Raw genomic sequence first — 20,918 nt, 5'->3', positions numbered from 1 at the left:
CCACCGCGGCAGCAGACCGAGGAGTCGACATGACCACCACCCTCATCCCCGCCCCGTTCGGCGCCTTCACGGCGGACCGCCTCGTGCGCGACCTGTGGACCCGACCGGCACCCGTCGCCCGCACCGGCTACGCGCCGGCGGCGGACGTCTACCGCGACGGCGATGACCTCGTCGCCCGCTTCGACCTGCCGGGCGTCGACCCGGAGCGCGACGTGACCGTCGAGCTCGAGGGCCGTCGTCTCGTCGTGCGCGGCGAGCGGCGCGACCAGCGGGTCGTCGAGGCGCCGACCGACACGGAGCTCGACGAGACGGTCGCCGAGGCCGAGCGTGCGGACGAGCGCACCGAGTCCGTTGAGAAGCCGGCCGGGCGTCGCATCCGCGAGGTGCGGTTCGGCGAGTTCCGCCGCACCGTCACGCTGCCGAAGACCGCGGAGGCCGACGCCGTCCGCGCGTCCTACGACGCGGGCGTGCTCACCGTGACCGTCGCCGGCGTGTTCGCCGGCCGTGCGCCCCAGCGCATCGAGGTCACGCGCGCGGCCTGACGCCGCACCTGCTCCGGCCGCGCCGGCCCCTGGGCGCGGCCAGGTCCCGCGTCACGCTTCCCCCTTGGCGTGACGCGGGCACCGACGGGGCCGGCACTCTCCGCGCCGGCCCCGTCGTCGTGCGCCGGCCCCGCCGTGGTACGCCGGACCCGTCGTCGTGCCGAACCCCGGGTTGTACGCCATCCAAGGGCTCGAACGGCCTACAACCCGGGGTTCGGCACCTCAGGCGAGCAGCGTCTCCGGCTTGCCGAGGAACGAACGCAGCGCCTCGACGACGAGCGCGTGGTCGTCCGCCTGCGGCAGGCCGGACACGGTCGCGACGCCGACGATCCCCACGCCCTCGACCCGCAGCGGGAACGCGCCGCCGTGCGCCGCGTACTCCTGGAGCGGGAGCTGGTGCTGGTCGTTGAACGTCGTGCCCTTGGCCTTCGCCCGCAGACCCACGACGTACGACGACGCCCCGAACCGCTGCACGACCCGCACCTTGCGCTCGACCCACGAGTCGTTGTCCGGCGTCGTGCCCTCGCGCGCGGCGTGGAACACCTGCTGGGAGCCCTTGCGCACGTCGATCGTCACCGCGAGGTCGCGCTCCGCGGCGAGCTCGACGATCAGGCAGCCGAGGCGCCACGCGTCGTCGTGGGTGAAGGAGCGGAGCACGAGGTCGTGCTCCTGCGCCTCGACCGAGGCGATCAGCGCGGGCAGGTCGTCGGGCGTCGTCGTCATGGCGTCATCGTGGCACGCGCGGGCCGGCTCAGGCTGTCGAGCCCCGGATTACCGACGGATGCGAGCCCGCAACGGCAGGTAACCCGGGGCTCGGCACTCCAACCGGCCCCGGACGCGCCGAACCCGGGGTTGCGTACCACTCCGACGTCGGAACGGCACGCAACCCCGGGTTCGGCAGGCGCGCGAGCCGGGCGCAGGCGTCAGGCCCGGCCCGGCTCCTGCGTCAGCCGCAGGTCAGCGCCGAGACCGGCACCTCGTAGTCACGCGACGCGCCGTCGAGCGTGCCGGTGACGGTCACCGAACCGGCCTCGACCGACGTCGACCGCACCGGGAACGACTGGTAGGCCGACGTCCCCGGCGCGACGGCCGCGACCGAGCGCGAGCCGAACGGCGTCGTGAGCGTGACGTCGACCGGCACGTCCTCGCCGTTGGTCGCGCGGACGGCGACGTAGGCGCTCCCGGCGAGGCAGCGCGGCTGGGCGGTCAGCGCGACGAGCTCCGGCCCCTGCGGCGCGCGCTGCAGCGTGACCTCGTCCATGACGCGCGCGGTCGCCGTCTCGTACGTCGTGACGGTGAACGCCTCGGGCGTGACGTCGACCTCGGAGTAGCTCGGCGTTCGCTCCTGCTCCCACAGCCCCGTCCACGGCTTCTGGCCGTCGAACGCGTAGTACTTCGAGCCGCTCGCGGAGTTGCCGGTGATGTACAGGACCTGGTCGTCGTCGGGCACGAGCACGTCGCCCACGCCGGGCGTCGCGGCCGGGACCACGGGCGTGGTGCCCTCCATGAGGTGGCTGCGCGTGTAGATGTGGTCGTGCCCGGAGAACACGGCGTCGACGCCGAGCTCGCTCAGCACCGGGGACAGGCCCTCGCGCAGGCGGATCACGTCGGCGTCGCGCGAGTGGAACGCCTGGCTGTACAGCGAGTGGTGGAACGTCACGACGACCCACGAGTACGCGTCGCCGTGCTCGCCGACGACCTCGCGCAGGAACTCGGCGTGACCCGCGATGTCCGCGGCGCTCGAGTAGTTCGAGTCGAGCGTGACGACGAGCATGTCGTTGAACGCGTACCAGTAGTCGCGGGGGTGCTCGGTCGACAGGTTCGGCGTCGCGAAGTGCTGGTCGTACAGGGAGCTCGCGACGTCGTGGTTGCCGTCCGTGACGGAGAAGCGCAGCTCCTGCATCTGGCGGGGCGCGAGGAAGCCCGTGTACTCCTGCGCGCTGCCGGCGGAGTTCACCTGGTCGCCGCCGGACATGAGGAACGACGCGTCCGGGTGACGCTCGGTCATCGTCTCGAGCGACTGCGTCCAGCCCGCCGTGTCGTTCGCGACGTCGCCGCTCGCGCCGATCTGCGCGTCGCCGATGAAGAGGAACGAGAACTCGTCCTCGAAGGTCCCCGTGTCAACGTGGCCGGCTCCGACCACCCCGTCGCCGCGCTGCCCACCCGGTACGTGTACGACGTGCTCTCCTCGAGCCCCGTCATGGTGGCGTGGTGGTAGGTCGCACCGTCGGCGGACGCCCCGGACGTGGCCGACGACGTCGCCGCGCCCGCCCAGTCGACCTCGCCGGAGCCGTCGGCCGCCCGGGCCCACTGCACCTCGCCCGCGCCGGGCAGGGTCGAGAACCACGCGACGTTCGCCTGCGTCTCGTCGGCGCCGACGGTGAGCGCGACGTCGCGGACCTCGCCGTGCGTCGGCACGAGCGAGCGGACGTCGAGGTAGATGTCCGAGCTCGTCGGCGCGTCCTGGTAGAGCGCGACGGAGATCGTGTTCTCCCCCGCGTCGAACGCGTCGGCCGGGACGACGAACGTGCTCGTCACCGGGTCGGTCCGGCTGTTGCCGAAGTACTGGAGGTTCTCCGTGATCTCGCGCCCGTCGTCCCCGAGGCGGACGACCTCCTCGCCGTTGACGTAGACGATCGCGACGTCGTCGTGGACGATCTCGCCCTCGAACGCCGGGACGCCGTCGAGGTCCGCCGCGGTGAGGTCCACGTCGGTGCGGAAGAAGAACGTGGGGACGTCCGTCGTCGTGCCCGGGATGTACTGCGTGAGCAGCGTGGTGACGGGGAACGCGTCCCCGAGCCCGGTGGGCTGGCCGCGCTTGGCGCCGAACGGGGCGACGCCCGTCTTCCACGCCGCGTCGTCGTACGCCGTCGTGGTCCAGACCTTCTGGTCCGGGTCGTCGCCGGCGGGGTTCGTGTTGTCCTCGAGGTAGCGCCACGTGGTGCCGGTGGTGCTGAGGAGGGACTCGTCGACGGCGGCGGCCGCGGGCGTGACGTCGGCGGGTGCGACGTCGGCCGGTGCGGCGGAGGTCGCGGTGGCGGAGGCGGCGACGAGCACGGCGCCCACGAGGGACGCGGTGAGCGTCGAGGCGGTGGCGCGCGTCAGCGCGGCCGGCCGCCCGGAGGCATGCAGGTCCATGGGTTCCTTCACGGTCGGGGGCCCGGCGGCGACGGCCGTCGGACCACCGTGGCGACGCCGGACCCGAGGTGGGAAGCGCTGTCAACCTACGGAACCGGCATGACCCGCAGAGGTCGGCCGGGTGAACTCCGAGCGGCGATCAGATGACCCGCGCGCACCCCGCCGACGCCCCCGACCCGTGGGGGGACCGCGTCAGTCCCCGCGCGCCTCGCGCGTCTCCTTGTCGTTCGCGCGCTGGATCGCCTCGACGAGCTCGTCCTTGTTCATCGACGAGCGCCCGTGGACGTCCAGCTTGCGCGCCACGTCCATGAGGTGCTCCTTGGACGCGTTCGCGTCCACGCCGCCGGCGGACTTCCCCGACGCGTCCGGGCCGCCGCCCTTCGCTCGCTCGTCCGACGGGCCGGACTCGTCCTTGGGCTCCCAGTGGTCGCCGACCTTCTCGTGCGTGTGCTTGAGCGCCGAGTACGCGACGCGCGCGGCGCGCTCCGCCTCGCCGTACTCGTCCATCGCGGAGTCGTACGCCTTCGCGAACGTGCGCTGCGCCTTCTCGTCCGAACGCTGCAGCGTGCTCGGGATCTCGGACTCCTTCGCGTCCCCGCTGCGGTTGGTCTTCGGCACGTCGGCCTCCTTCGCGGTCGCTGTCCGACGGCGGTCGCCGCCTCGCCCCGAGCGTCTCGCCCCGGGCGCGGGCTCGCCACCGGAGCCCGACGACGCGGTCGGCGATGTGGTCGGCGATGTGGTCGGCGTCGCGATTTACATCGCGGTCGGCGATGTGGTCCGCGATGTGGCGGACGTCGCGCCACGGGGCGGGCGGTGCGGCCCCGGCCTACGCTGCCGAGATGCCGCGCGCACTGTTCTTCTCCGGCCGGATCGCCGGCTGGGGCACCACGTCCGGGACGCGGTTCGTCGTCGGGCGCTGGGACGAGTCGCCGTTCGGCGCGTTCGCCGACGTCATGGTCGAGCACCCCGACGGCGAGCGCGTGCTGCTCGCCCCGACCGACGAGGTCGCGGAGCTCGTCGCGTCGACGTACTCCTTCGACCGGGTCGAGACGGTCCCCGTGCGCGTCGACGACGCCCCCGGTCGCACCGACTCCCCCGTGCCCGTCGGCGGGAGCGGCGGGGCCGCCCGGTCCGACCCGGCGCCGCTGTCCGACGTGCCGCGGACCGGCCCCGCGGCGTCCGGCGGGGTGCACCGCCCGGCGACGGGCCGGCCGTCCCGCACACCACCGCCGTGGCTCGTGGTGGCCGGACCGCTCGAGGCGCGGCTCGTCGTCGGGCCGCGGACGGGGCTCGGCCGGGCGCTGCGCGCCGTGCCGGAACGGCTCGCGTCGTCGCGACGGTTCACCGCCGTGACCGACCCCGTCGCCCGGGCGCTGCTCGACGGCGTCCGCACGCGCGGCAGCGCCGGCGCCGGGCGCGTCGAGCACTACGGCGCGACGGACGTGCACGCGCTGCGCGACGCCGCGACGTCGTGGGACGGCGTCGACCTCGGCGGCCTCGCTCCCGTGGACCCGCCCGTGCGGTTCGGGTTCGGCTCGACGCCGCGGAGGCCGGCGGTGACGGACGTCGTGACGACGATCGTGCTCCCGGCGCACGACGCCGACGCCTGATCCCGCGCCTGGCGAGTGATGCACCTCGGCTCGAGCGATGCACCTGGAAGCGCATCACTCGAGCAGACGTGCATCGCTCGCGTCGGCCCATGGCGCCCGGTCGGGCTCTCAGCGGCGCCCGACCGGCTCTCCCGTCACCGACCGCACGTAGCGCGCCGCCCGCTCCGCGAGCTCGCCGCGCAGCCGCGCGAACAGCGCGACGCTCGCCGTGCCCGGCCAGTCGGGCGGCAGCGCGCTCGGCGGCAGCCCGGGGTCGAGGTACGGGACGAGGCGCCAGTCGTCGACGACGCGCACCCACCGGGCGAACGCGTCCCGCGGCGACGGCGCGCCGTCGGGCACGGCCCACCCCGAGCCCGGCGCCCGTCGTCGTGCCGGGCGAGGAACGCGCGGTGCAGCGCGGCGAGGCGGTCGAGGTCCCACCAGCGGGCGGCGGCGTCGGCGAACGACCCGGCCGTGCGCGGCGCCCCGGTCGGGAACAGCGTCGCGGCGTCGCGGAGGCCGAGGTGCTCGAGGATCTCCTCGACCTCGTCGGCGAGGTGCCCGGGCGCGATCCACAGGCCGTCGGCGACGGTGCCGCAGCCGATCCAGCCGAGGTGGCGGCGCAGCTGGTGGCGTGCGTCGCGGCGGGCCTCCGGCACGGAGAACGACACGAGGCACCACGGGTCGTCGTCGGCCTGCTGCCGGTACCCGAAGATGCGGCGGTCGCCGCGCGCGAGCATCGCGGCGGCGCCGGGCGCGAGCCGGTACCCCGGACGGCCGTCCACCGGCTCCGCGACGAGCAGCCCCTTCGCCTTGACGCGCGAGATCGCGCTGCGCGCGCCGCTCGGCGGGACCCTGACGGCGTCGAGCAGCGCCACGAGGTCCGCGACGGCGATCGCGCCGCCGAGGTCGCGCACGCACAGCCCGACGACCGTGCGCAGCAGCGACGTCGCACTCCCGGGCCGGGCGTCGATGTCGTCGAGGATCATGCGGGTCTCATGGCGTCGGGGCGTCGGGCGCGGCGTCGACCAGCGCGTCGGCCGGGACGCGCCCGGACGTCACCTCGACGAGCGCGTCGCGCACCGCCTCGACGCGACGCGCACCTCGTCGAACGACGTCGACAGCGGCGACAGCCCGAGGCGCAGCCCGTTCGGCCGCCGGAAGTCGGGGATGACACCGCGCTCCCACAGGAGCGGGAGCGTCGCCTCGAACGCGTCGTGGTCGACGGTCACGTGGCTCCCCCGCCGGTCCGGGTCGCGCGGCGAGGCGACGCGCGCGCCGAGCGGGACGAGCAGGTCGTCGACGAGCTCGAGCGCGAGCTCGGTGAGCGCGACGGACTTCGCGCGGACCGCGTCCATGCCGGCGTCGGCGACCAGCTCGACCATGTCCTGCATCGCGAGCATCCCGACGATGGCGGGCGTGCCGGACAGGAACCGCCGCGCTCCCGCGTGCGGGGCGTACCCCGGCCCCATCTCGAACGGGGCCGCGCTGCCCATCCAGCCCTGGATCGGCTGCGTCAGCACGTCCTGGAGATCGGCGCGCACGTACCCGAACGCGGGGGCGCCCGGGCCGCCGTTGAGGTACTTGTACGTGCACCCCACGGCGAGGTCGACGCCCCACGCGTCGAGCGCGACGGGCACCGCGCCCGCGGAGTGGCACAGATCCCAGAGCACGAGCGCGCCGGCGTCGTGGGCGACGCGCGTGATCGCCTCCGCGTCGCTCACGTACCCCGACCGGTACGCGACGTGGCTCAGCACGACGAGCGCGGTGCGCTCGCCGACGACCTCGGCGACCTGCTCGGGCGTCACCCCGCCGTCGTGCGGGGGGTCGATCCAGCGCAGCGTCGCCCCGTGCTCGCGCGCGACGCCCTCGAGGACGTAGCGGTCGGTCGGGAAGTTGCCGGAGTCGAGGACGATCTCGTCGCGCCCGGCGGCCTGCGGCGCCGCGAGCGCCGCCCGCACGAGCTTGTAGAGGATGACGGTCGTCGAGTCCGCGACGAACGTCTGCCCCGCCGCCGCGCCGAGCGTCGCGGCGCCGATGCGGTCGCCGAGCGTCAGCGGCAGCTCGTACCACTCCTCGTCCCAGCCGCGGATGAGCCGCGCACCCCACCGCTCCGTCGCGAAGCGGGCGAGCCGCTCGGCGGACGCCCGCGTGGGGCGGCCGAGGGAGTTGCCGTCGAGGTAGGCGATCACGTCGTCGGACGGCACGAACGCGTCGACGAAGCGCGCGAGCGGGTCGGCGGCGTCGAGCTCGGCGGCGCGCGCGGCGCGGGCTGCGGCGTCCGGGTCGGGGTGGGTGCCGGTGCGGGGAATGGCGGTCATCGCTCGTCCTCTCGGGTGGTCGTGCCCGACGGCGGTGCGAACGCCGGGTGCAGCACGTCGGCCAGGTGCAGGGTCGTCGCGCCGGCGAGCCAGCGCGTGAGCTCGACGAGCTCGTCCGGGCCGTCGAGGTGATCGAGGTCGGCGAGGTCCTCGGGCGGTGGCCCCGGGACGTAGGTGACGGCGCCGAGGGATGCACTCGTGCCCCAGGGATGCACCTCGACGTGCATCTCCGGGCCCGGAGTGCGTCCTTCGACAGCGCGGTCGCGGCGGGCCCAGGACCGTCGCGGTGGATCACCGGTGAGTGCGTGCAGGAGCGCCTCCGCGTCGAGGCCCGCGGCGGCGAGCGCACGCAGCTCCCGACGGTTCACGCCGAGCGGCAGCGGCCCGTTGCCGAGATCCGTCCCGTAGACGACGGTGCCGCCCGCGGCGACGAACCGCCGGACGTTGTCGATCGCGACGTCCTGCTCCGGCGTCGGCGCGCCCCAGCCGTGGATGTCGAGGGTGCTCACCCACGTCATCGGCCCGCCCCCTGCCCCGCCGAACACGACCTGAGCGTCGTTCTCGGGCGCACGGCGACGCTCAGGTCGTGCTCGACGACGCGCGGTGTCGTGCTCGGCGCGAGAGCCGGACCAGGGCGCCGGCGGGCCATGGCGAGCAGCAGCGCGTCGGGCAGCCGCTCGGAGAACGGGGCGTGCGCGAGGCGGTCGACTCCGGCCTCGAACGCGCGCGCGGCCTGGCCCGGGCCCTCGGCGTGCGCGACGACCGCGACGCCGCGCTCGTGCGCACGTCCGACGACGGCGGCGAGCGTCGCGTCGTCGGGCACCGGGCCGGCCGTGCTGTGGAGGGCGACCTTGACGAACGACGCTCCGGCGCGGAGCTGCTGGTCGACGGCCGCCACGGCGTCGTCGGGCGTCGCGATCTCGACGACGGAGCCGGGCGGCGCCCACGACCGGTCGGACGGGTAGCCACCAGGCGCGGTGAGGAAGGCGCCGGCGAACGCGACGTGCGGTGTGCGCGGGGCCGGGTCCGCGGGCGCCGCGCCCTCGGTGCTCGGGCTGGCCGGGTCCGCGGGCGGTGCGCCCTCGGTGCTCGGGCTGGCCGCGCCGTCGCCTTCAGCGTTCGGCCGTCCGTTCTCGCGCGCGACTTCTACGCCATTCGCCTCCGACGCCGCACCGCCCGCTCGTGCGTCCCGGTCGCCGTCGCGCGCCCAACCTGCTGCGACCTCCGGGATCCAGCCGAGGTCGTGGACGGCGGCGATGCCGTGCGGGACGAGGGCGGTGGCGTCGACGAGCCCGAGGTGGACGTGCGCGTCGGTGAACGGCGGCAGCAGCGTGCCGGGCAGGTGGAGCGGCTCTGCCGCGCCGTGGGCGTCGACCTCGGCGTCGCTCAGGGGGTGGAGCCCGGACGCGGTGGCGAGGAACGTCGTCGGGCCGGTGGGCGGACGGCCCGGGAACCAGGACGCGTCCACGGTGACGAGGCGGGCGCCGTCGGGCACGACCGTCATGGCCGGGACGCGCCGATCTCGGTGCGGACGGCGAAGAGCTCGGGGAAGAACGTGAGGTCGAGGGCCTTCTGGAGGAAGCCGACGCCGCTCGAGCCGCCCGTGCCGCGCTTCGTGCCGATGATGCGCAGGACGGTCTTCATGTGGCGGAAGCGCCAGAGCTGGAAGTTGTCCTCGAGGTCGACGAGCTCCTCGCAGGTCTCGTAGGCCGACCAGTGGGTGTCCGGCTCGGCGTAGATGCGGCGGAACACCTCGACGAGGTGGTCGTCGAGGTCGTGCGCGACGGTGACGTCGCGATCCAGGACGCGCTGCGGGACGTCGTGGCCGTGGCGGGCGAGGTAGCGCAGGAACTCGTCGTAGACGCTCGGCTCGGCGAGCAGGCGCGCGAGCTCGGCGTGCGCGGCCGGCTCGGACGCGAAGACCTTGAGCATCGCGGCGTTCTTGTTGCCGAGCACGAACTCGACGGCGCGGTACTGCCACGACTGGAACCCCGACGCGTTGCCGAGGTAACCGCGGAACTGCGCGTACTCGCTCGGGGTGAGCGTCGCGAGGACGGACCACTGCTCCGTGAGCGTGCGCTGGATGTGCTTGACACGAGCGATGCGCTTGAGCGCGGCCGGGAGGTCGTCGGCGGCGAGGAGGTCGCGCGCCGAGGCGAGCTCGTGGAGCACGAGCTTGAGCCAGAGCTCGGTGGTCTGGTGCTGGACGATGAAGAGCATCTCGTCGTGGTGCGGCGGGGTGCTGGTCGCCGCTGCGCGGCCAGCAGGGTGTCGAGCTGCAGGTACGACCCGTACGTCATCTGCTCGCGCAGGTCGGTGACGATGTCGGGCTCGAGGGCGCGCTCGTTCGCCGAGGGACGCGGTGGCTGGTCGACCATCCGTCGAGGGTATGACGCCGACGTGACGACCGCCAGGACCGTGCGACATCGTCGGGAGGGGCGATGCGCGTGGGCGGGGTGCGTGCGGCCGCGCCGAGATCGGCAGCTCGTGTCGAGGTCGGCAGGTCGGGAGTGCCGACCCGGACCGTTGCTGCCGATCTCGGCGCAGTCGATCGACCGACGTCTGGCGCCGCAAGACGGGTCGAGAGTTCTCAGAGGCGGCAGCGCATCTCGGTGTTGGGGACGACGACGCCGCGCACGGTGTTGTCCGGACGCTCGGCGACGACGGTGAAGCCGAGGCGTTCGAAGACCGGGCGGGCGCTGCGGCTCGCGAGGGTGCGGAGCTCCACGATGCCGCGGGCGCGGGCGTCGGCCTGGACGGCGGTGAGTAGGGCGCGGGCGACGCCGCGGCCCCCCGCGCGCGGGTCGACGAAGAGCATGTCGACCAGGCCGTCCGGCCGCAGGTCCGAGAACCCGACGACGATCCCGTCGAGCTCCGCGACGAGCGTGTCCGCTCCGTGCCGGCGCTCGTCCCAGCCGGTCAGGTCGAGACGGGCGGGGCCCAGCCAGGCGGCGATCTGGTCGGGGTCGTAGGCGGTGGCCGCGGTCCGGGCGATCGCGGTGCGCGCGACGACGTAGGTCGCCGCGGCGTCGTCCGGGCTCCGGTAGGGCCGGATCTCGGGCTGCGTCCCGTCGGCGGTCGCATGGTCAGCCGGCGTCCGGGTCGCGCGGTGCGTCGGTGTCGCGGTGCGCGGCGGCGTCGATGCGCTCGTGGTCGACGTCGGCGCGCTCGTCGGCGACGGACTCGCCGGTGGGGTCGTCGGCGAGCTCGTCGGTGAGCACGTGACCGCCGAGCGGGGCGGCGTTCATGCCGACGAAGCGCCAGCCGGCGTCCGGGTCGCCCTCGACCTCGACGAGCCCGGTGTTCTCGAGCTGGGTGTACGCGATGGCGTCGAGGTCGACGCCGGCCGCGCGGATACCGGCCCACGAGCGGATGGCCGCGCCGTGGGAGACGACGACGGCCGTCTCCCAGCCGGTGGACGCCACCTTGGCGACGGCGTCGTCGAAGCGCGCAACGAACTCGTGGCCGTCCGGGCCTCCGGGCATGCGCCGCGCCATGTCGCCGCCGCCCCAGGCGAACACGGTCTCGAGGTAGCGGACGTGGTGCTCGTGGTGCCCGGACATCTCGAGGTCGCCGGCGTCGATCTCGCGGAAGCCGTCGAGCTCCAGCGGTTCCAGCTCGAGGCGCTCGACGAGCGGTGCCGCGGTGAGGTGGGTCCGCACGAGCGTCGAGACGGCGATGCCCTCGATCACCCGGTCGGCGAGCGCGTCCGGGATGGCGGCGGCCTGCCGTGCCCCGAGGGCGGTCAGGCCGGGGCCAGGCAGCGCGGTGTCGAGCAGGCCGGCGACGTTGGACGGGGTCTGTCCGTGACGGACGAGCAGCAAGCGCATGATGCTCCGGGGGTTCGAGGGGTACTGACCACCCTACGAGCCGTCCGGCAGGTCGCCGCCCGAGACGTCGGCCGCGCCAGAGCCCCGAGCGGCGCCTGCGCGACGGTCGGGCGGCAGAGGCGAGTCAGCCGAGCGGGTCGGTGACGAGCCGCGAGCGCGCCTCGTAGACCTGGAGCGGCGGGGCGGTGCTCGACGTCGACGCCGTCCCGGGCACGTCCGTCCACGTCGCGACCCGGTGATGCGGAACTGACCCGACCACGTCGTCGTCAGCCCGATCGTCACCGCGTCCGCCGGCTGCGCGTACGTGTGGTGCACGGTGTGGTCCGGGTACGGCGCGCCGGGGTCGGTCGTGACGAGCGGGGCGCTGCCGTCGGCGTAGTCCCACGCGTACGACTCGGGCGTCGCACGGATCTGCACCGGGATGCCGAGCAGCGACGTGTCGAACGTCTGCTCCGCCGCGTCGGTGTACGTGATCGTCGGGAGGTTCACGACGGTCCAGCCGTCCGGCGGCTGCACGACGACCGGCGACGGCGCGATCGGCAGCGTCGCGAACTCGCGCTCCGCCTCGGCCAGCAGGTCCGCCGGCGTGATGCAGCCCTCGTCGCCCACGAGCTCCGGCGGACCCCACGTGCCGTCAGGCTGCCGGACCTCGCGGAACAGCGCGCCCTGCGCGAACTCGTCCGCGCCGCACTCGATGCCCTCGTACGCGAGCTGCTCACCCTCGGTGCACGCGTAGTCGTAGGCGGTCGTCGGACCGTCGAGAGAGCTGACGAGCGCACACAGCGCCGGCGTCGCGGAGAAGTACCGGTCCGTCGGCTCCTCGTCGCTCATGGGAACGTAGGTGCCGCCGCCGCGCGTCGCCTCGCGCGCAGCCTCGACCGAGACTTGCTGCCCCTTTGCCTCGCCCTTATAGCCCCCGTAGTCAATGCCCGCACTCGACGAGCCCTGGAGCACTGAAGAAGCTACGAGTGTGACGCCGATGGCTGAAGCGACGAGCATCACGCCTGCTCCAGCAGTGCAACCTCAACGACGACCCATTCCCCGTCCTTCCGGCCGATCTCCGCGCGGTAGAGGTCGTCCGTCCGCTCCTGGGAGAAGAGCTCCTTACCCTCGGCGTCGGAGATCGTCATGGCTTCCTGAACTATGCGCATGTCTAGCGGGAAGATGCCCGTAGCCTCGTCCCGCGCATATAGCCCTGGTTTCTCCACGGTAGCTGTCACGGCACCGCCCACGAATGCGTCACCTCGCTCGCGAATCGTCTCAGCTTGGTCAATTGAGCCCTGGCAGAAGCCGCAAGACTCGTGCGCGAGGCTTCGCCATTCCGAGGTGTCGCCGGAAGTCATGACGTACGGGTACAGCTCTGAGAAGTACTCCGCTGCGGCGGCGGCACCCTCCGCGTCCTCCTGCTCCATCGCGGCTGGCCGCTCCGGCTTCGCCGGGCCGGTCTCGGTCGGCGTCGGCTCGGGTGTCTCGGTGGGCTCCTCCTCGACCGTGCTGGTCGTCGGCTCCGGTTCGGCGGGCTCGCCGCTGCACCCGGCGACCAGGAGGCCCACGGCGACGACGGCGCCCGTGGCGAGCGCACGGCGTCGGGCACCGACTGTTGACGGACGACCGAGGTGCATCTCTCTCCTGCTGACGAACGACCACTGGACTGCCCCGACGAGCCGCGGCTCGCCGGGCTGCGCGCGCCGCGGACCGGCGGACCGCGCGAACTGCCCCAGAACCTAGCGAATCGGCGCGGCGGACGGTACCGCGAGTCCACCTTCTGTGGACCACAGGCTCTGTGGACAACCGGGCGCGTGGCAGTCTGTCGGCATGTCGCGCCGTGAGCTCGTGGCCCTGGGGACGGCCAGCATGGTGCCGACGCGCACGCGCAACCACAACGGGTACGTCCTGTTCTGGGACGACGAGGCGATCCTGTTCGACCCGGGCGAGGGCACGCAGCGGCAGATGACGCTCGCCGGGGTGTCGGCGACGGACCTGACGCGCATCGCGATCACGCACCTGCACGGCGACCACAGCCTGGGCCTCGCGGGTGTCGCGCAGCGCATCAGCGGAGACGCGGTGCCGCACACGATCCCGGTGTCGTACCCGGCGTCGGGTCAGCGGTGGGTGGAGCACCTGCTCGACGCGTCGGCGTACCGGCGCCAGGGTGCGATCGAGCTGCAGCCGCTCGACGGCGACGGACCGGTTCCCGCAGCCTCCGAACGGCCGCACCCGGGCTTCACGCTCCACGCGCGACGCCTCGACCACACGATCGACGCCGTCGGCTACCGGCTCGACGAGCCCGACGGCCGCCGCATGCACCCCGACCTCCTCGCCGAACACGGCCTCGCGGGCCCGGTCGTCGGGCAGCTGCAGCGTGACGGCGTCGTCACCACGGACGCCGGCCGCACCGTCACCGTCGACGAGGTCAGCGAGCCACGCCCGGGGCAGTCGTTCGCGTTCGTCATGGACTCGCGCCTGTGCGACGCGGTACGCGAGCTGGCCGACGGCGTCGACCTGCTCGTCATCGAGTCGACGTTCCTCGACCGCGACCTCGACCAGGCCGAGCGCTGGGGCCACCTCACCGCCTACCAGGCGGCGAAGGTCGCCGCCGAGGCCGGCGTGCGCCACCTCGTGCTGACGCACTTCTCGCAGCGGTACACCGACCCGGCAGAGTTCGAGCGCGAGGCGCGCACGGTGTTCCACGGCGAGCTCACCGTCGCCCGAGACCTGGAACGCGTAGGCGTACCGGCCCGTCCCCGGGCAGGTCGACCCTCGACGGGCGGTCGAGGTCGTACGGGCGCCTGAGGGGCACGACCGTGCTGTGGCCCGGCTCGTCGGACGGCGGGCCGACCGCGCTCACGGGGCGCAGGAAGGTCAGCGCCCAGGCGAGCGCCACCGCGAGGACCAGCACGAGCGCGCCGTAGATCCGCACCGTCCCGGCGTCGCGGTCGGTCGGTCTCGCCTCCGCGCGCCGGTCGAGCTGGGGGATCCGGTCGAAGAGGGGCGTCGCGCGCGGCGCGAGGAGGTGCCAGAGCCCGACGGCCGCGACCGGGATCGCGAGGAGGATGTGCACGCCACGGGAACGTAGGGCCAGCGACGGCACGACGGAGGCCGTCGTCCACACCCCTGTGGACGACGGCCTCCGAGCCTCCGGTCAGCCGCAGCTCGTGCGCGGCGGCGCAGCGAGCAGGCTCAGCACCACCGGCTCACCACGATCCGCCGGCACCGCCGGCTCAGCCGCACGACAGCGCGCCGTACGCGGCGGTGATCTCCGACGTCGTGCCGTCCGCGGTCGTCACGGTCACCGTGGCCTCGCCGGCCTCGAGCGGCCCGCGGACCTTGAACGACTGGTAGGCGTTGCGGCCGGGGTCGACAGCGGTGAGCGCCTTCTCCCCGTGCGGCGTGGACAGCATGATGCCGACCGTCGCGTCGCCGTCGTTCGTCGCGCGCACGGCGACGTACGGGGTGCCGGCGAGGCACCGCGTCTGGGCCTGCACGGTGATCTCGGGCTCGGCCGGCGTCTGCTCGGACGGGTAGACGTCGACCGCGTCGAGCTCGGTGTACCAGGTCTGGCGCGTGAGGGTCACGGTGTTCGTGCCCTCGGCGAGCTGGACCTCGTGCGCCACGCTCTGCCAGTTGCCCCAGGTCGTGTGCGGGAACGTCACGACGCCGGCGTCCTCGCCGTTGACGGTGACACGGTCGCTCGACTCGAGCGTGTAGCCGCCGCGCTCGGAGCCGTTCGCGAACCGGATCGCGAGCGTGTACGGGCCGGCCTTCTCGGCCTCGATCTCCATCGCGATCGTCACGGAGCTGTCGTCGAAGTCCAGGCCGCCGACCTTCTCCCCGCCCGAGGCACCCGGAGCGGAGCCGACCGACCCACGCACGATCACGCCGTCCTCGAACTCGTAGCGCTGGGCGTCCGCGGGGACCACCGGCGGCACGACGTTCTGCGGCTCGCGCACCGTCGGGAAGACGTCGAACGCGTCGATCTCCGCGAAGAACGTGCCGCGCGTCAGCGTGACGGTGTTCCACCCGGCGGCGAGGTCGACGAGCTGCTCGGCCGTCTGCCAGTTGCCCCACGTGGTGTGCGCGAACGTCACGACGCCCGCGTCCTGCCCGTTCACGGCCAGCGTGCTGGTCGAGGGGACCCTCTCGCCGTCGTCCACCGACCCGTTCGCGTACCGGATGCCGAGCAGCGCCGGCCCGGCCTCCTCAGCCCAGACCTCCACCGTCACGGAGCTGTCGGCGAAGTCCATGCCGCCGACCTTCGCGCCGCCCGACGCGCTGCCGTCCTGCACGACGCGCGCGTTCTCGACGACGCCGTCCTCGGCCTGGTAGCGGTCCGACGCGGCCGCGACGGACGGAACGCCCTCGGCGGACCACTCGAGCTCGCTGACGTACATGGCGCGGTAGGTGAAGCGCTCGTTCCAGCCGTGGAAGACGATCGCGGTGGTGCCGTCCGGGCGCACGACGACGTCCTGGCCGCCGGGGCCGCGCACGTCGCCGGCGAAGCGGTCGCTCGTCACGAGCTCGGTGGTCGCCTTGGTCCACGGGCCGAGGACGCTGTCGGACGTCGCGTGCGCCGTCCGGTAGCTCCCGCCGTAGAAGTCGTTCGCGGAGTAGAAGAGGTAGTAGGTGCCGTCGCGCTCGACCATGGTCGGCGCCTCGACGACGATGCCCTCGTTCGGGCGGTCGACGCGGATCAGCTCGGTGGGCGGGCCGGTGAGCTCCGTGCCGTCCGCCGACAGCGGCTGCGCGAAGAGGATCGCGGCCTTGCCGGCGCAGCAGTTCCCGTCGGCCTTCCACAGCAGCCACAGCTGCTCGCCGTCGTGGAACGTGCCGGCGTCGATCGCGCCGCCGAGGTCCTCCGTGCCGTCCTCGCCGTTGGGGCAGACGAACGGGTCGTCGCCGACGGGCACGAACGGACCGTCCGGCGACTCGGACAGGGAGAGGCCGATGCACTGGCGCGGCGACGTCGCGTCGCGCGCCGTGTAGTACAGGGCGTAGCCGCCCTCGACCGCGGCGACCTCCGGCGCCCACACGCACCGGTCGGTGGCGCCGCCCGGCGAGAAGGAGCAGGCCTCGCTCACCCAGGCACCCAGGTCCGGCGCGACGTCGGTCGGCTCGCTCCACGTGACGAGGTCCGTCGACGTGCGGTGCTGCACGTTCTGGCCCGCGTTGTTCGTCGCGTACGCGTGGTAGACGCCGTCGACGAGCAGGACGTCCGGGTCGGGGAAGTTGGCGTCGACGACGGGCTCGATCACCGGCGGCGCGGGTTCCGCGGCAGCCGGTGCGGCGCTCGCGGTCGCGGCGCCGGTGACGGTCAGGCCGAGCGCGAGCAGCGCGCCCGTGACAGCGGTGGCACGCGCGCGTGCGCGAGACAGGAAGGGTTTCATCGGGATGTCTCCTCGACGGTGAGGCGGCAGGACCCGGGTCGACGTCGACTCGGGGCACTTGAGTCTCCCGGCAGGCCGCACACAAGTCAACGGTTCCCCGCAGAACCGAACACCCCGCCTGCGCAGGGGAACGAGACCGGGGGTCGGCAGGGTCGCGGCGCCGGATCGCGCGTCAGGGCCGACGGCGGTCGGGCAGCCCCGCGGCGACGCGCAGCTCCGCGTACGCCTGGCCGAGCGTCGCGACGGTGTGGTGCGCGTTGAGGCCGCTCGGGTTGGGCAGCAGCCACACGCGCGCCGGGCCGATCCGGCGCTCCTGCAGGCCTGCGTCGCGCGACGGTCGCCGAACGCCGTCCGGTACGCCCCGAGGCCGAGCACCGCGACCCAGCGAGGCTCCCACTCGCGCGCCGTCTCGATGAGCCGCCGACCGCCGTCGACGATCTCCTCCGGCGCGAGCTCGTCCGCGCGGGCGGTCGCGCGCCGCACGACGTTCGTCATGCCGAGGCCCGCGTCGAGGAACGCGTCGCGCTCCCACGGCCCGAGCACCCGGTCGGTGAAGCCCGCCTCGTGCATCGCCTTCCAGTACCGCGTCCCCGGGTTGGCGAACGGCCGCCCGACCGCCGCCGAGTACAGGCCCGGGTTGATGCCGCAGAACAGCACGTCGAGGCCCGGGCGCAGCCAGTCGTCGATCTCCCGGTCGCGCGCGGCGGCGAGATCGGACGGCGTCGGGCGCGGGTAGGGCGGGGCGGGCGGCACCGGGTCATCCTCGCGGAGAGAAGCGAGGCGTCGCACCCAGCGGGTGCACTGCGGTGACTCGGCGCATGGTTTTCTCAGACGAGACCGTTTTCCACTGGTACAGTGGAAAACATGAGAGCGGTAGAAAACCGTGCGCTCACCGCCGTGGAAGCGGTGTTGTCAGACGCCATACGCCGCTGGGACGACGCGCGGCTCGACGTCGCGCCGGACGCTCCGCTCATCGATCTCGTCATGAAGGACGCGGGGGCGAAGTTCTCGGTCGTCTGGGCCGGCGAGGGATTCCCGGCCGACATCGACGCGGCGCTGCGGTCGGCGCGCATGGCAGACATCCTGCCTTCCACCTCCACCCCGCTCGTCGTCGCGCGCCACATGTCACCGGGAGCAGTCGCCGTTCTCGAGGAACGGGGTGTCAGCTGGGTGGACGAGACCGGCCGCGCCTCGGTGCACGCCGAACCCGGGATCGCCATCGTCATCGACCGCGAGCGGTCCCCGACCGAGAACTTGCGGCCGCTCCCGCGCAGCTCACGCTGGGCTCCCGGCACCGCGGCCGTCGCGGAGACCGTCCTCGTGCGCGCAGCGCGCTTGCCCGACGCGCACGCCGAGCCGCTGCCGTCGGTGACGAGGCTGGCGGCTGATGCGGGCGTGTCGACCGCGCTGGCCTCGCGGGCGCTACAGGGCTTCGACGCCGAGGGCTGGACGAGCAAGTCCGGTGCGTCGCGTGGCCCGCGCGCCGCTCGCACGCTCTCCGATCCTTCGACGATGCTCAGCTCGTGGGCGTCGTGGCACGCCGAGCAGGTTCCTTCTCGGATCGGTGTGCACGCGGTCGTCGACGACCCGGACCGCTTCGTCCGCGACCGCCTCGCGCCGCAACTGCGTACCGACGACTGGGCGCTCACCGGGTGGCTCGCCCTCCAGCACACTGCACCGTTCCTGACGAGCGTCCCGCTTCTCAGCGTCTACCTCGCGCCCAGGCTGTTCGACGACGGCGCGGCGCTCGATCGCGTGCTGACCGCTGCCGGGCTCCGACGCGTCGACCGTGGTGCTCGGCTCGAGATCCTCCGAGCGGACGAGCTCGTGCTGCGCGGTGCGGAGCTCGACGTGCCGGTCGGCGAGGAGCAGAGCACGTCGTCCCCGGCACCCGTACGGTGGGCGAGCGCGATCCGCCTCTACGGCGACCTGCTGCGGATGGGCGCACGGGGCCCCGACGCCGCCGAGCACCTCCGGCAGACCCGGATCGGGTTCTGATGGACCGCACGCCCACGACGCGCCGCTACGCCGAGCGCGCGCTCGGCCTGTTCGCCGTCGAGCTCGGTGCGCATGCCCACGACATCACGGTCGTCGGAGGGCTCAACCCCGATCACCTCACGCGCGCCACGTCGGCGCCCCACCAGGGCACGACGGACGTCGACGTGCTCGTCGAGGTCGGGTTCGTCTATGACCGCGACGATCTCGACCTCTCGTGGCTCGAGATTGCCCTGCGCGCCGCCGGGTTCACGACACGAGGCGACGAGACCTGGCGCTGGTGGATCGACGTCGACGGCGTACCGGTCAAGCTCGAGCTGCTGTGCGACACCCCTGACAGTCCGTCCCAGCAGATCGTCCTGCCCGGCTGCGCCTCCGCGACGGCGATGAACGTCCGCGGACCACGCCCCGCCCTCTACGACACGACCGTGCGCGCGGTGACCCTGTCCGAGGACCCGCACCTAGCCCGAACCGCTCAGGTCCGGTTCGCCGGCCTCGGCGGCTACCTGCTGGCCAAGGCCGCCGCCGTGATCCAGCGCGGCCTGCGCAAAGACTTCTACGACTTCGCCTTCGTCCTGCTGCACAACCTCGAGGGCGACGCAGCGGCGGCGGGCCGGGCGGCACGCAGGGCGGTCCCGAGCACCGGACTCGACGACTACGGCGCCGTCTTCCTGGCGGCTCTCGACCTCTACGCGGATCCGAGCGGCGACGGGCCGACGACCTATGCCGAACAGCGCACGCTCGACGGCGACGACACCGACCCGGACGTGCTGCGCGAGGACGCCGTGTCAGCGGCGCACGAGGCGCACCGGGGTTTCGGCGAAGGCTGATCCCCCGGCGCGCTCGCGGGCCGTCCTGCCCGCGCTCAGCCCAGCGCGACCTCGACCCCGCCGGAGAACATCGAGTCGTGCAGGTCGATCGTCGCCGGGACGGCGTCGGCGGGGATGTCGAACACGACGGTGCCGTCGACGGAGTTCCCCGGGTTGATGTCGGTGAGGAAGCTGTTCGCGTCGCCGAGGTAGATCGCGGCGCTCGTGTCGGCGGAGTGCGTACGGCCCGCGGTGTCGGTGAGCTCCTGGCTCGACCCGTCGAACATCTGCGCCTCGGTGCCGATGTTCGTCACCGCCATGTGCACGAGCACGTACTGGCCCTGCGCCTGCTGGTTGAGGAACTCGTCGCCGACGGTCGCGACGCCCGTCTCCACCGACGTCACGGTGAACTCGAACTTGCCGTCGCGCACCGGCGTGCCGATGCCGGGAGCGGCCGGCTCCTCCGGCGCGGGCTCCTCGGCGGGGGCCTCGGGTGCGGGCTCGGCCGTGTCGGCTGCACCGTCCGACGGCCCGTCCGCCGCGGGGGCGCCGGCGACGGCGGCGGTCGTCGCCGGCTCGTCCTCTCCCCCGCCGCCCAGGGCGCCGCCGATGATCGCGAGCAGCACGACGACGCCCAGGCCCGTGAGGATCTTGTGGCGCGCGAACCAGCTCTTGCGGGGCGGCGTCGGGACGCCCGGCTGGGCGCCCTGCGCAGGGTAGCCCTGCGGGTAGGGCTGCCCGGGGTACGGCTGGCCGGGGTCCGCCTGTCCGGGGTGCTGTCCGGCCGGCGGCTGTCCGGACTGCGGGTAGCCGTGCGGGCCGGGCTGCCCGGGCGCGCCGGTCTGGTGCGGCGTCGTGGACGGCTGGGGCTGGGCGGGCTGCGGGTGCTGGTTGGGCGTGGACATCGTGGCCTCCTGGTGACCGGCGTCGGTCGTCGTCGCTGCGGACTGTGCTCGACGACGATCGTGCTGGCCGGCCGCCCGCCGTCGGATCCCCCGATCGGCTCGTCACCGCCGCCCGATCGGTGGAGATCCGGCCCGCGAAGACCACCCGCTCGGGCGGGCCGCGGCGTCGGCGCGCGACCGTATGCTCACCGCATGTACCCGCCTCCGCAGCCTCCCGGGACGCCGTCCGGCGCCCCGCACGGTGGCGCCGGGTACCCGCCGCCCCATCCACCGGCGGTCGTCACGTACGCGGGATGGCCGGGTCCGGCCGTCGGTCCGGCGGCGCCGTGGGGCACGACGACGCACCTCGCCCCCGCGGGGTACGCGCCTCTCCCGGGGCAAGGTCGGGGGCGGCGTGGGCAGCCG

At 73.9% G+C, this 20,918-nt stretch carries 20 protein-coding genes and 2 pseudogenes; 5 read left to right on the top strand and 17 right to left on the bottom strand.

The genetic code is table 11. The features are described 5' to 3' along the window. Positions 1-29: 29 nt before the first annotated feature. Positions 30-542: an Hsp20/alpha crystallin family protein gene (locus BJF88_RS02065; RefSeq protein WP_075827572.1), complete on the top strand. Its 513-nt coding sequence runs from the start codon at positions 30-32 to the stop codon at positions 540-542. 222 nt (positions 543-764) lie between these two features. Here the strand turns inward: BJF88_RS02065 and BJF88_RS02060 are convergent, their stop codons facing one another. The 4 genes from BJF88_RS02060 to BJF88_RS02045 all read right to left on the bottom strand — a co-directional run bounded on the left by BJF88_RS02060 (position 765) and on the right by BJF88_RS02045 (position 4,298). Then, positions 765-1,265, bottom strand: coding sequence for a heme-degrading domain-containing protein (locus tag BJF88_RS02060; RefSeq protein ID WP_075827571.1), 501 nt, complete (start codon positions 1,263-1,265; stop codon positions 765-767). A gap of 223 nt (positions 1,266-1,488) precedes the next feature. Next, entirely contained in the window at positions 1,489-2,610 is a 1,122-nt protein-coding gene (locus tag BJF88_RS02055; RefSeq protein ID WP_255371683.1) for a metallophosphoesterase, read from the bottom strand. After that, positions 2,547-3,680 carry a fibronectin type III domain-containing protein gene (locus BJF88_RS20920; RefSeq protein ID WP_075827569.1) on the bottom strand — a complete coding sequence of 378 codons (1,134 nt, stop codon included), beginning with the start codon at positions 3,678-3,680 and terminating at the stop codon, positions 2,547-2,549. The genes BJF88_RS02055 and BJF88_RS20920 overlap by 64 nt, the downstream gene beginning before the upstream one ends. A gap of 192 nt (positions 3,681-3,872) precedes the next feature. Further along, a complete protein-coding gene (locus tag BJF88_RS02045; RefSeq protein ID WP_075827568.1) occupies positions 3,873-4,298 on the bottom strand; it encodes a ChaB family protein in 426 nt (141 codons plus the stop codon). 221 nt (positions 4,299-4,519) lie between these two features. Here BJF88_RS02045 and BJF88_RS02040 point away from each other — a divergent pair, with 221 nt between their 5' ends. After that, the gene (locus tag BJF88_RS02040; RefSeq protein WP_139315865.1) at positions 4,520-5,290 is read left to right on the top strand and encodes a hypothetical protein; all 771 of its coding nucleotides are present in this window, start codon (positions 4,520-4,522) and stop codon (positions 5,288-5,290) included. 108 nt (positions 5,291-5,398) lie between these two features. On the opposite strand, the gene BJF88_RS20915 is transcribed toward BJF88_RS02040, so the two are convergent. The 10 genes and pseudogenes from BJF88_RS20915 to BJF88_RS01995 all read right to left on the bottom strand — a co-directional run bounded on the left by BJF88_RS20915 (position 5,399) and on the right by BJF88_RS01995 (position 12,973). Then, complete coding sequence (locus BJF88_RS20915; protein WP_255371674.1) at positions 5,399-5,584, bottom strand: PaaX family transcriptional regulator C-terminal domain-containing protein; 186 nt, start codon at positions 5,582-5,584, stop codon at positions 5,399-5,401. Between the two features lie 233 nt (positions 5,585-5,817). Then, a pseudogene (locus BJF88_RS22885) lies at positions 5,818-6,258 on the bottom strand (regulator); the annotation flags it as partial. A 69-nt stretch (positions 6,259-6,327) separates the two neighbouring features. Then, positions 6,328-7,590, bottom strand: a complete 1,263-nt coding sequence (locus tag BJF88_RS02030) for a kynureninase (protein ID WP_083648788.1) — start codon at positions 7,588-7,590, stop codon at positions 6,328-6,330. After that, positions 7,587-8,099 (bottom strand): hypothetical protein, encoded by a 513-nt coding sequence (locus BJF88_RS02025; protein ID WP_139315864.1) that lies wholly within the window; start codon positions 8,097-8,099, stop codon positions 7,587-7,589. The genes BJF88_RS02030 and BJF88_RS02025 overlap by 4 nt, the downstream gene beginning before the upstream one ends. A gap of 5 nt (positions 8,100-8,104) precedes the next feature. Further along, the gene (locus tag BJF88_RS02020) at positions 8,105-9,094 is read right to left on the bottom strand and encodes a hypothetical protein (protein ID WP_075827565.1); all 990 of its coding nucleotides are present in this window, start codon (positions 9,092-9,094) and stop codon (positions 8,105-8,107) included. Then, positions 9,091-9,968 (bottom strand): annotated as a pseudogene (gene kynA / locus BJF88_RS02015) (tryptophan 2,3-dioxygenase). The gene BJF88_RS02020 and the pseudogene kynA overlap by 4 nt, the downstream one beginning before the upstream one ends. A gap of 212 nt (positions 9,969-10,180) precedes the next feature. Then, positions 10,181-10,546 (bottom strand): GNAT family N-acetyltransferase, encoded by a 366-nt coding sequence (locus tag BJF88_RS02010; RefSeq protein WP_369824442.1) that lies wholly within the window; start codon positions 10,544-10,546, stop codon positions 10,181-10,183. A gap of 130 nt (positions 10,547-10,676) precedes the next feature. Then, positions 10,677-11,420 (bottom strand): histidine phosphatase family protein, encoded by a 744-nt coding sequence (locus tag BJF88_RS02005; RefSeq protein WP_075827563.1) that lies wholly within the window; start codon positions 11,418-11,420, stop codon positions 10,677-10,679. A 33-nt stretch (positions 11,421-11,453) separates the two neighbouring features. Next, positions 11,454-12,251 (bottom strand): hypothetical protein, encoded by a 798-nt coding sequence (locus BJF88_RS02000; RefSeq protein ID WP_075827562.1) that lies wholly within the window; start codon positions 12,249-12,251, stop codon positions 11,454-11,456. A 167-nt stretch (positions 12,252-12,418) separates the two neighbouring features. Continuing rightward, a complete protein-coding gene (locus tag BJF88_RS01995; protein ID WP_075827561.1) occupies positions 12,419-12,973 on the bottom strand; it encodes a DUF6318 family protein in 555 nt (184 codons plus the stop codon). Between the two features lie 262 nt (positions 12,974-13,235). On the opposite strand from BJF88_RS01995, the gene BJF88_RS01990 reads away from it, so the two are divergent. Then, entirely contained in the window at positions 13,236-14,213 is a 978-nt protein-coding gene (locus tag BJF88_RS01990; RefSeq protein ID WP_075827560.1) for a ribonuclease Z, read from the top strand. On the opposite strand, the gene BJF88_RS01985 is transcribed toward BJF88_RS01990, so the two are convergent. Beyond that, complete coding sequence (locus BJF88_RS01985) at positions 14,119-14,481, bottom strand: hypothetical protein (RefSeq protein WP_139315863.1); 363 nt, start codon at positions 14,479-14,481, stop codon at positions 14,119-14,121. The two genes, BJF88_RS01990 and BJF88_RS01985, sit on opposite strands and share 95 nt — an antisense overlap. A 160-nt stretch (positions 14,482-14,641) precedes the next feature. Beyond that, the gene (locus tag BJF88_RS01980; RefSeq protein ID WP_255371673.1) at positions 14,642-17,557 is read right to left on the bottom strand and encodes a family 43 glycosylhydrolase; all 2,916 of its coding nucleotides are present in this window, start codon (positions 17,555-17,557) and stop codon (positions 14,642-14,644) included. A 153-nt stretch (positions 17,558-17,710) separates the two neighbouring features. Here BJF88_RS01980 and BJF88_RS01970 point away from each other — a divergent pair, with 153 nt between their 5' ends. Then, the gene (locus BJF88_RS01970) at positions 17,711-18,802 is read left to right on the top strand and encodes a hypothetical protein (RefSeq protein ID WP_075827557.1); all 1,092 of its coding nucleotides are present in this window, start codon (positions 17,711-17,713) and stop codon (positions 18,800-18,802) included. Continuing rightward, positions 18,802-19,629 (top strand): hypothetical protein, encoded by an 828-nt coding sequence (locus BJF88_RS01965; protein WP_075827556.1) that lies wholly within the window; start codon positions 18,802-18,804, stop codon positions 19,627-19,629. Before BJF88_RS01970 ends, BJF88_RS01965 begins: the two co-directional genes overlap by 1 nt. A gap of 35 nt (positions 19,630-19,664) precedes the next feature. Here the strand turns inward: BJF88_RS01965 and BJF88_RS01960 are convergent, their stop codons facing one another. Continuing rightward, a complete protein-coding gene (locus BJF88_RS01960) occupies positions 19,665-20,513 on the bottom strand; it encodes a DUF4352 domain-containing protein (protein ID WP_075827555.1) in 849 nt (282 codons plus the stop codon). Positions 20,514-20,918: the final 405 nt, after the last annotated feature.

It is taken from the genome of Cellulosimicrobium sp. CUA-896, from assembly GCF_001942335.1.
Classification (GTDB): Bacteria; Actinomycetota; Actinomycetes; order Actinomycetales; family Cellulomonadaceae; genus Cellulosimicrobium.
The sequence above is the reverse complement of the archived record's forward strand: the minus strand, read 5'-3'. Positions and strand labels throughout refer to the sequence as shown.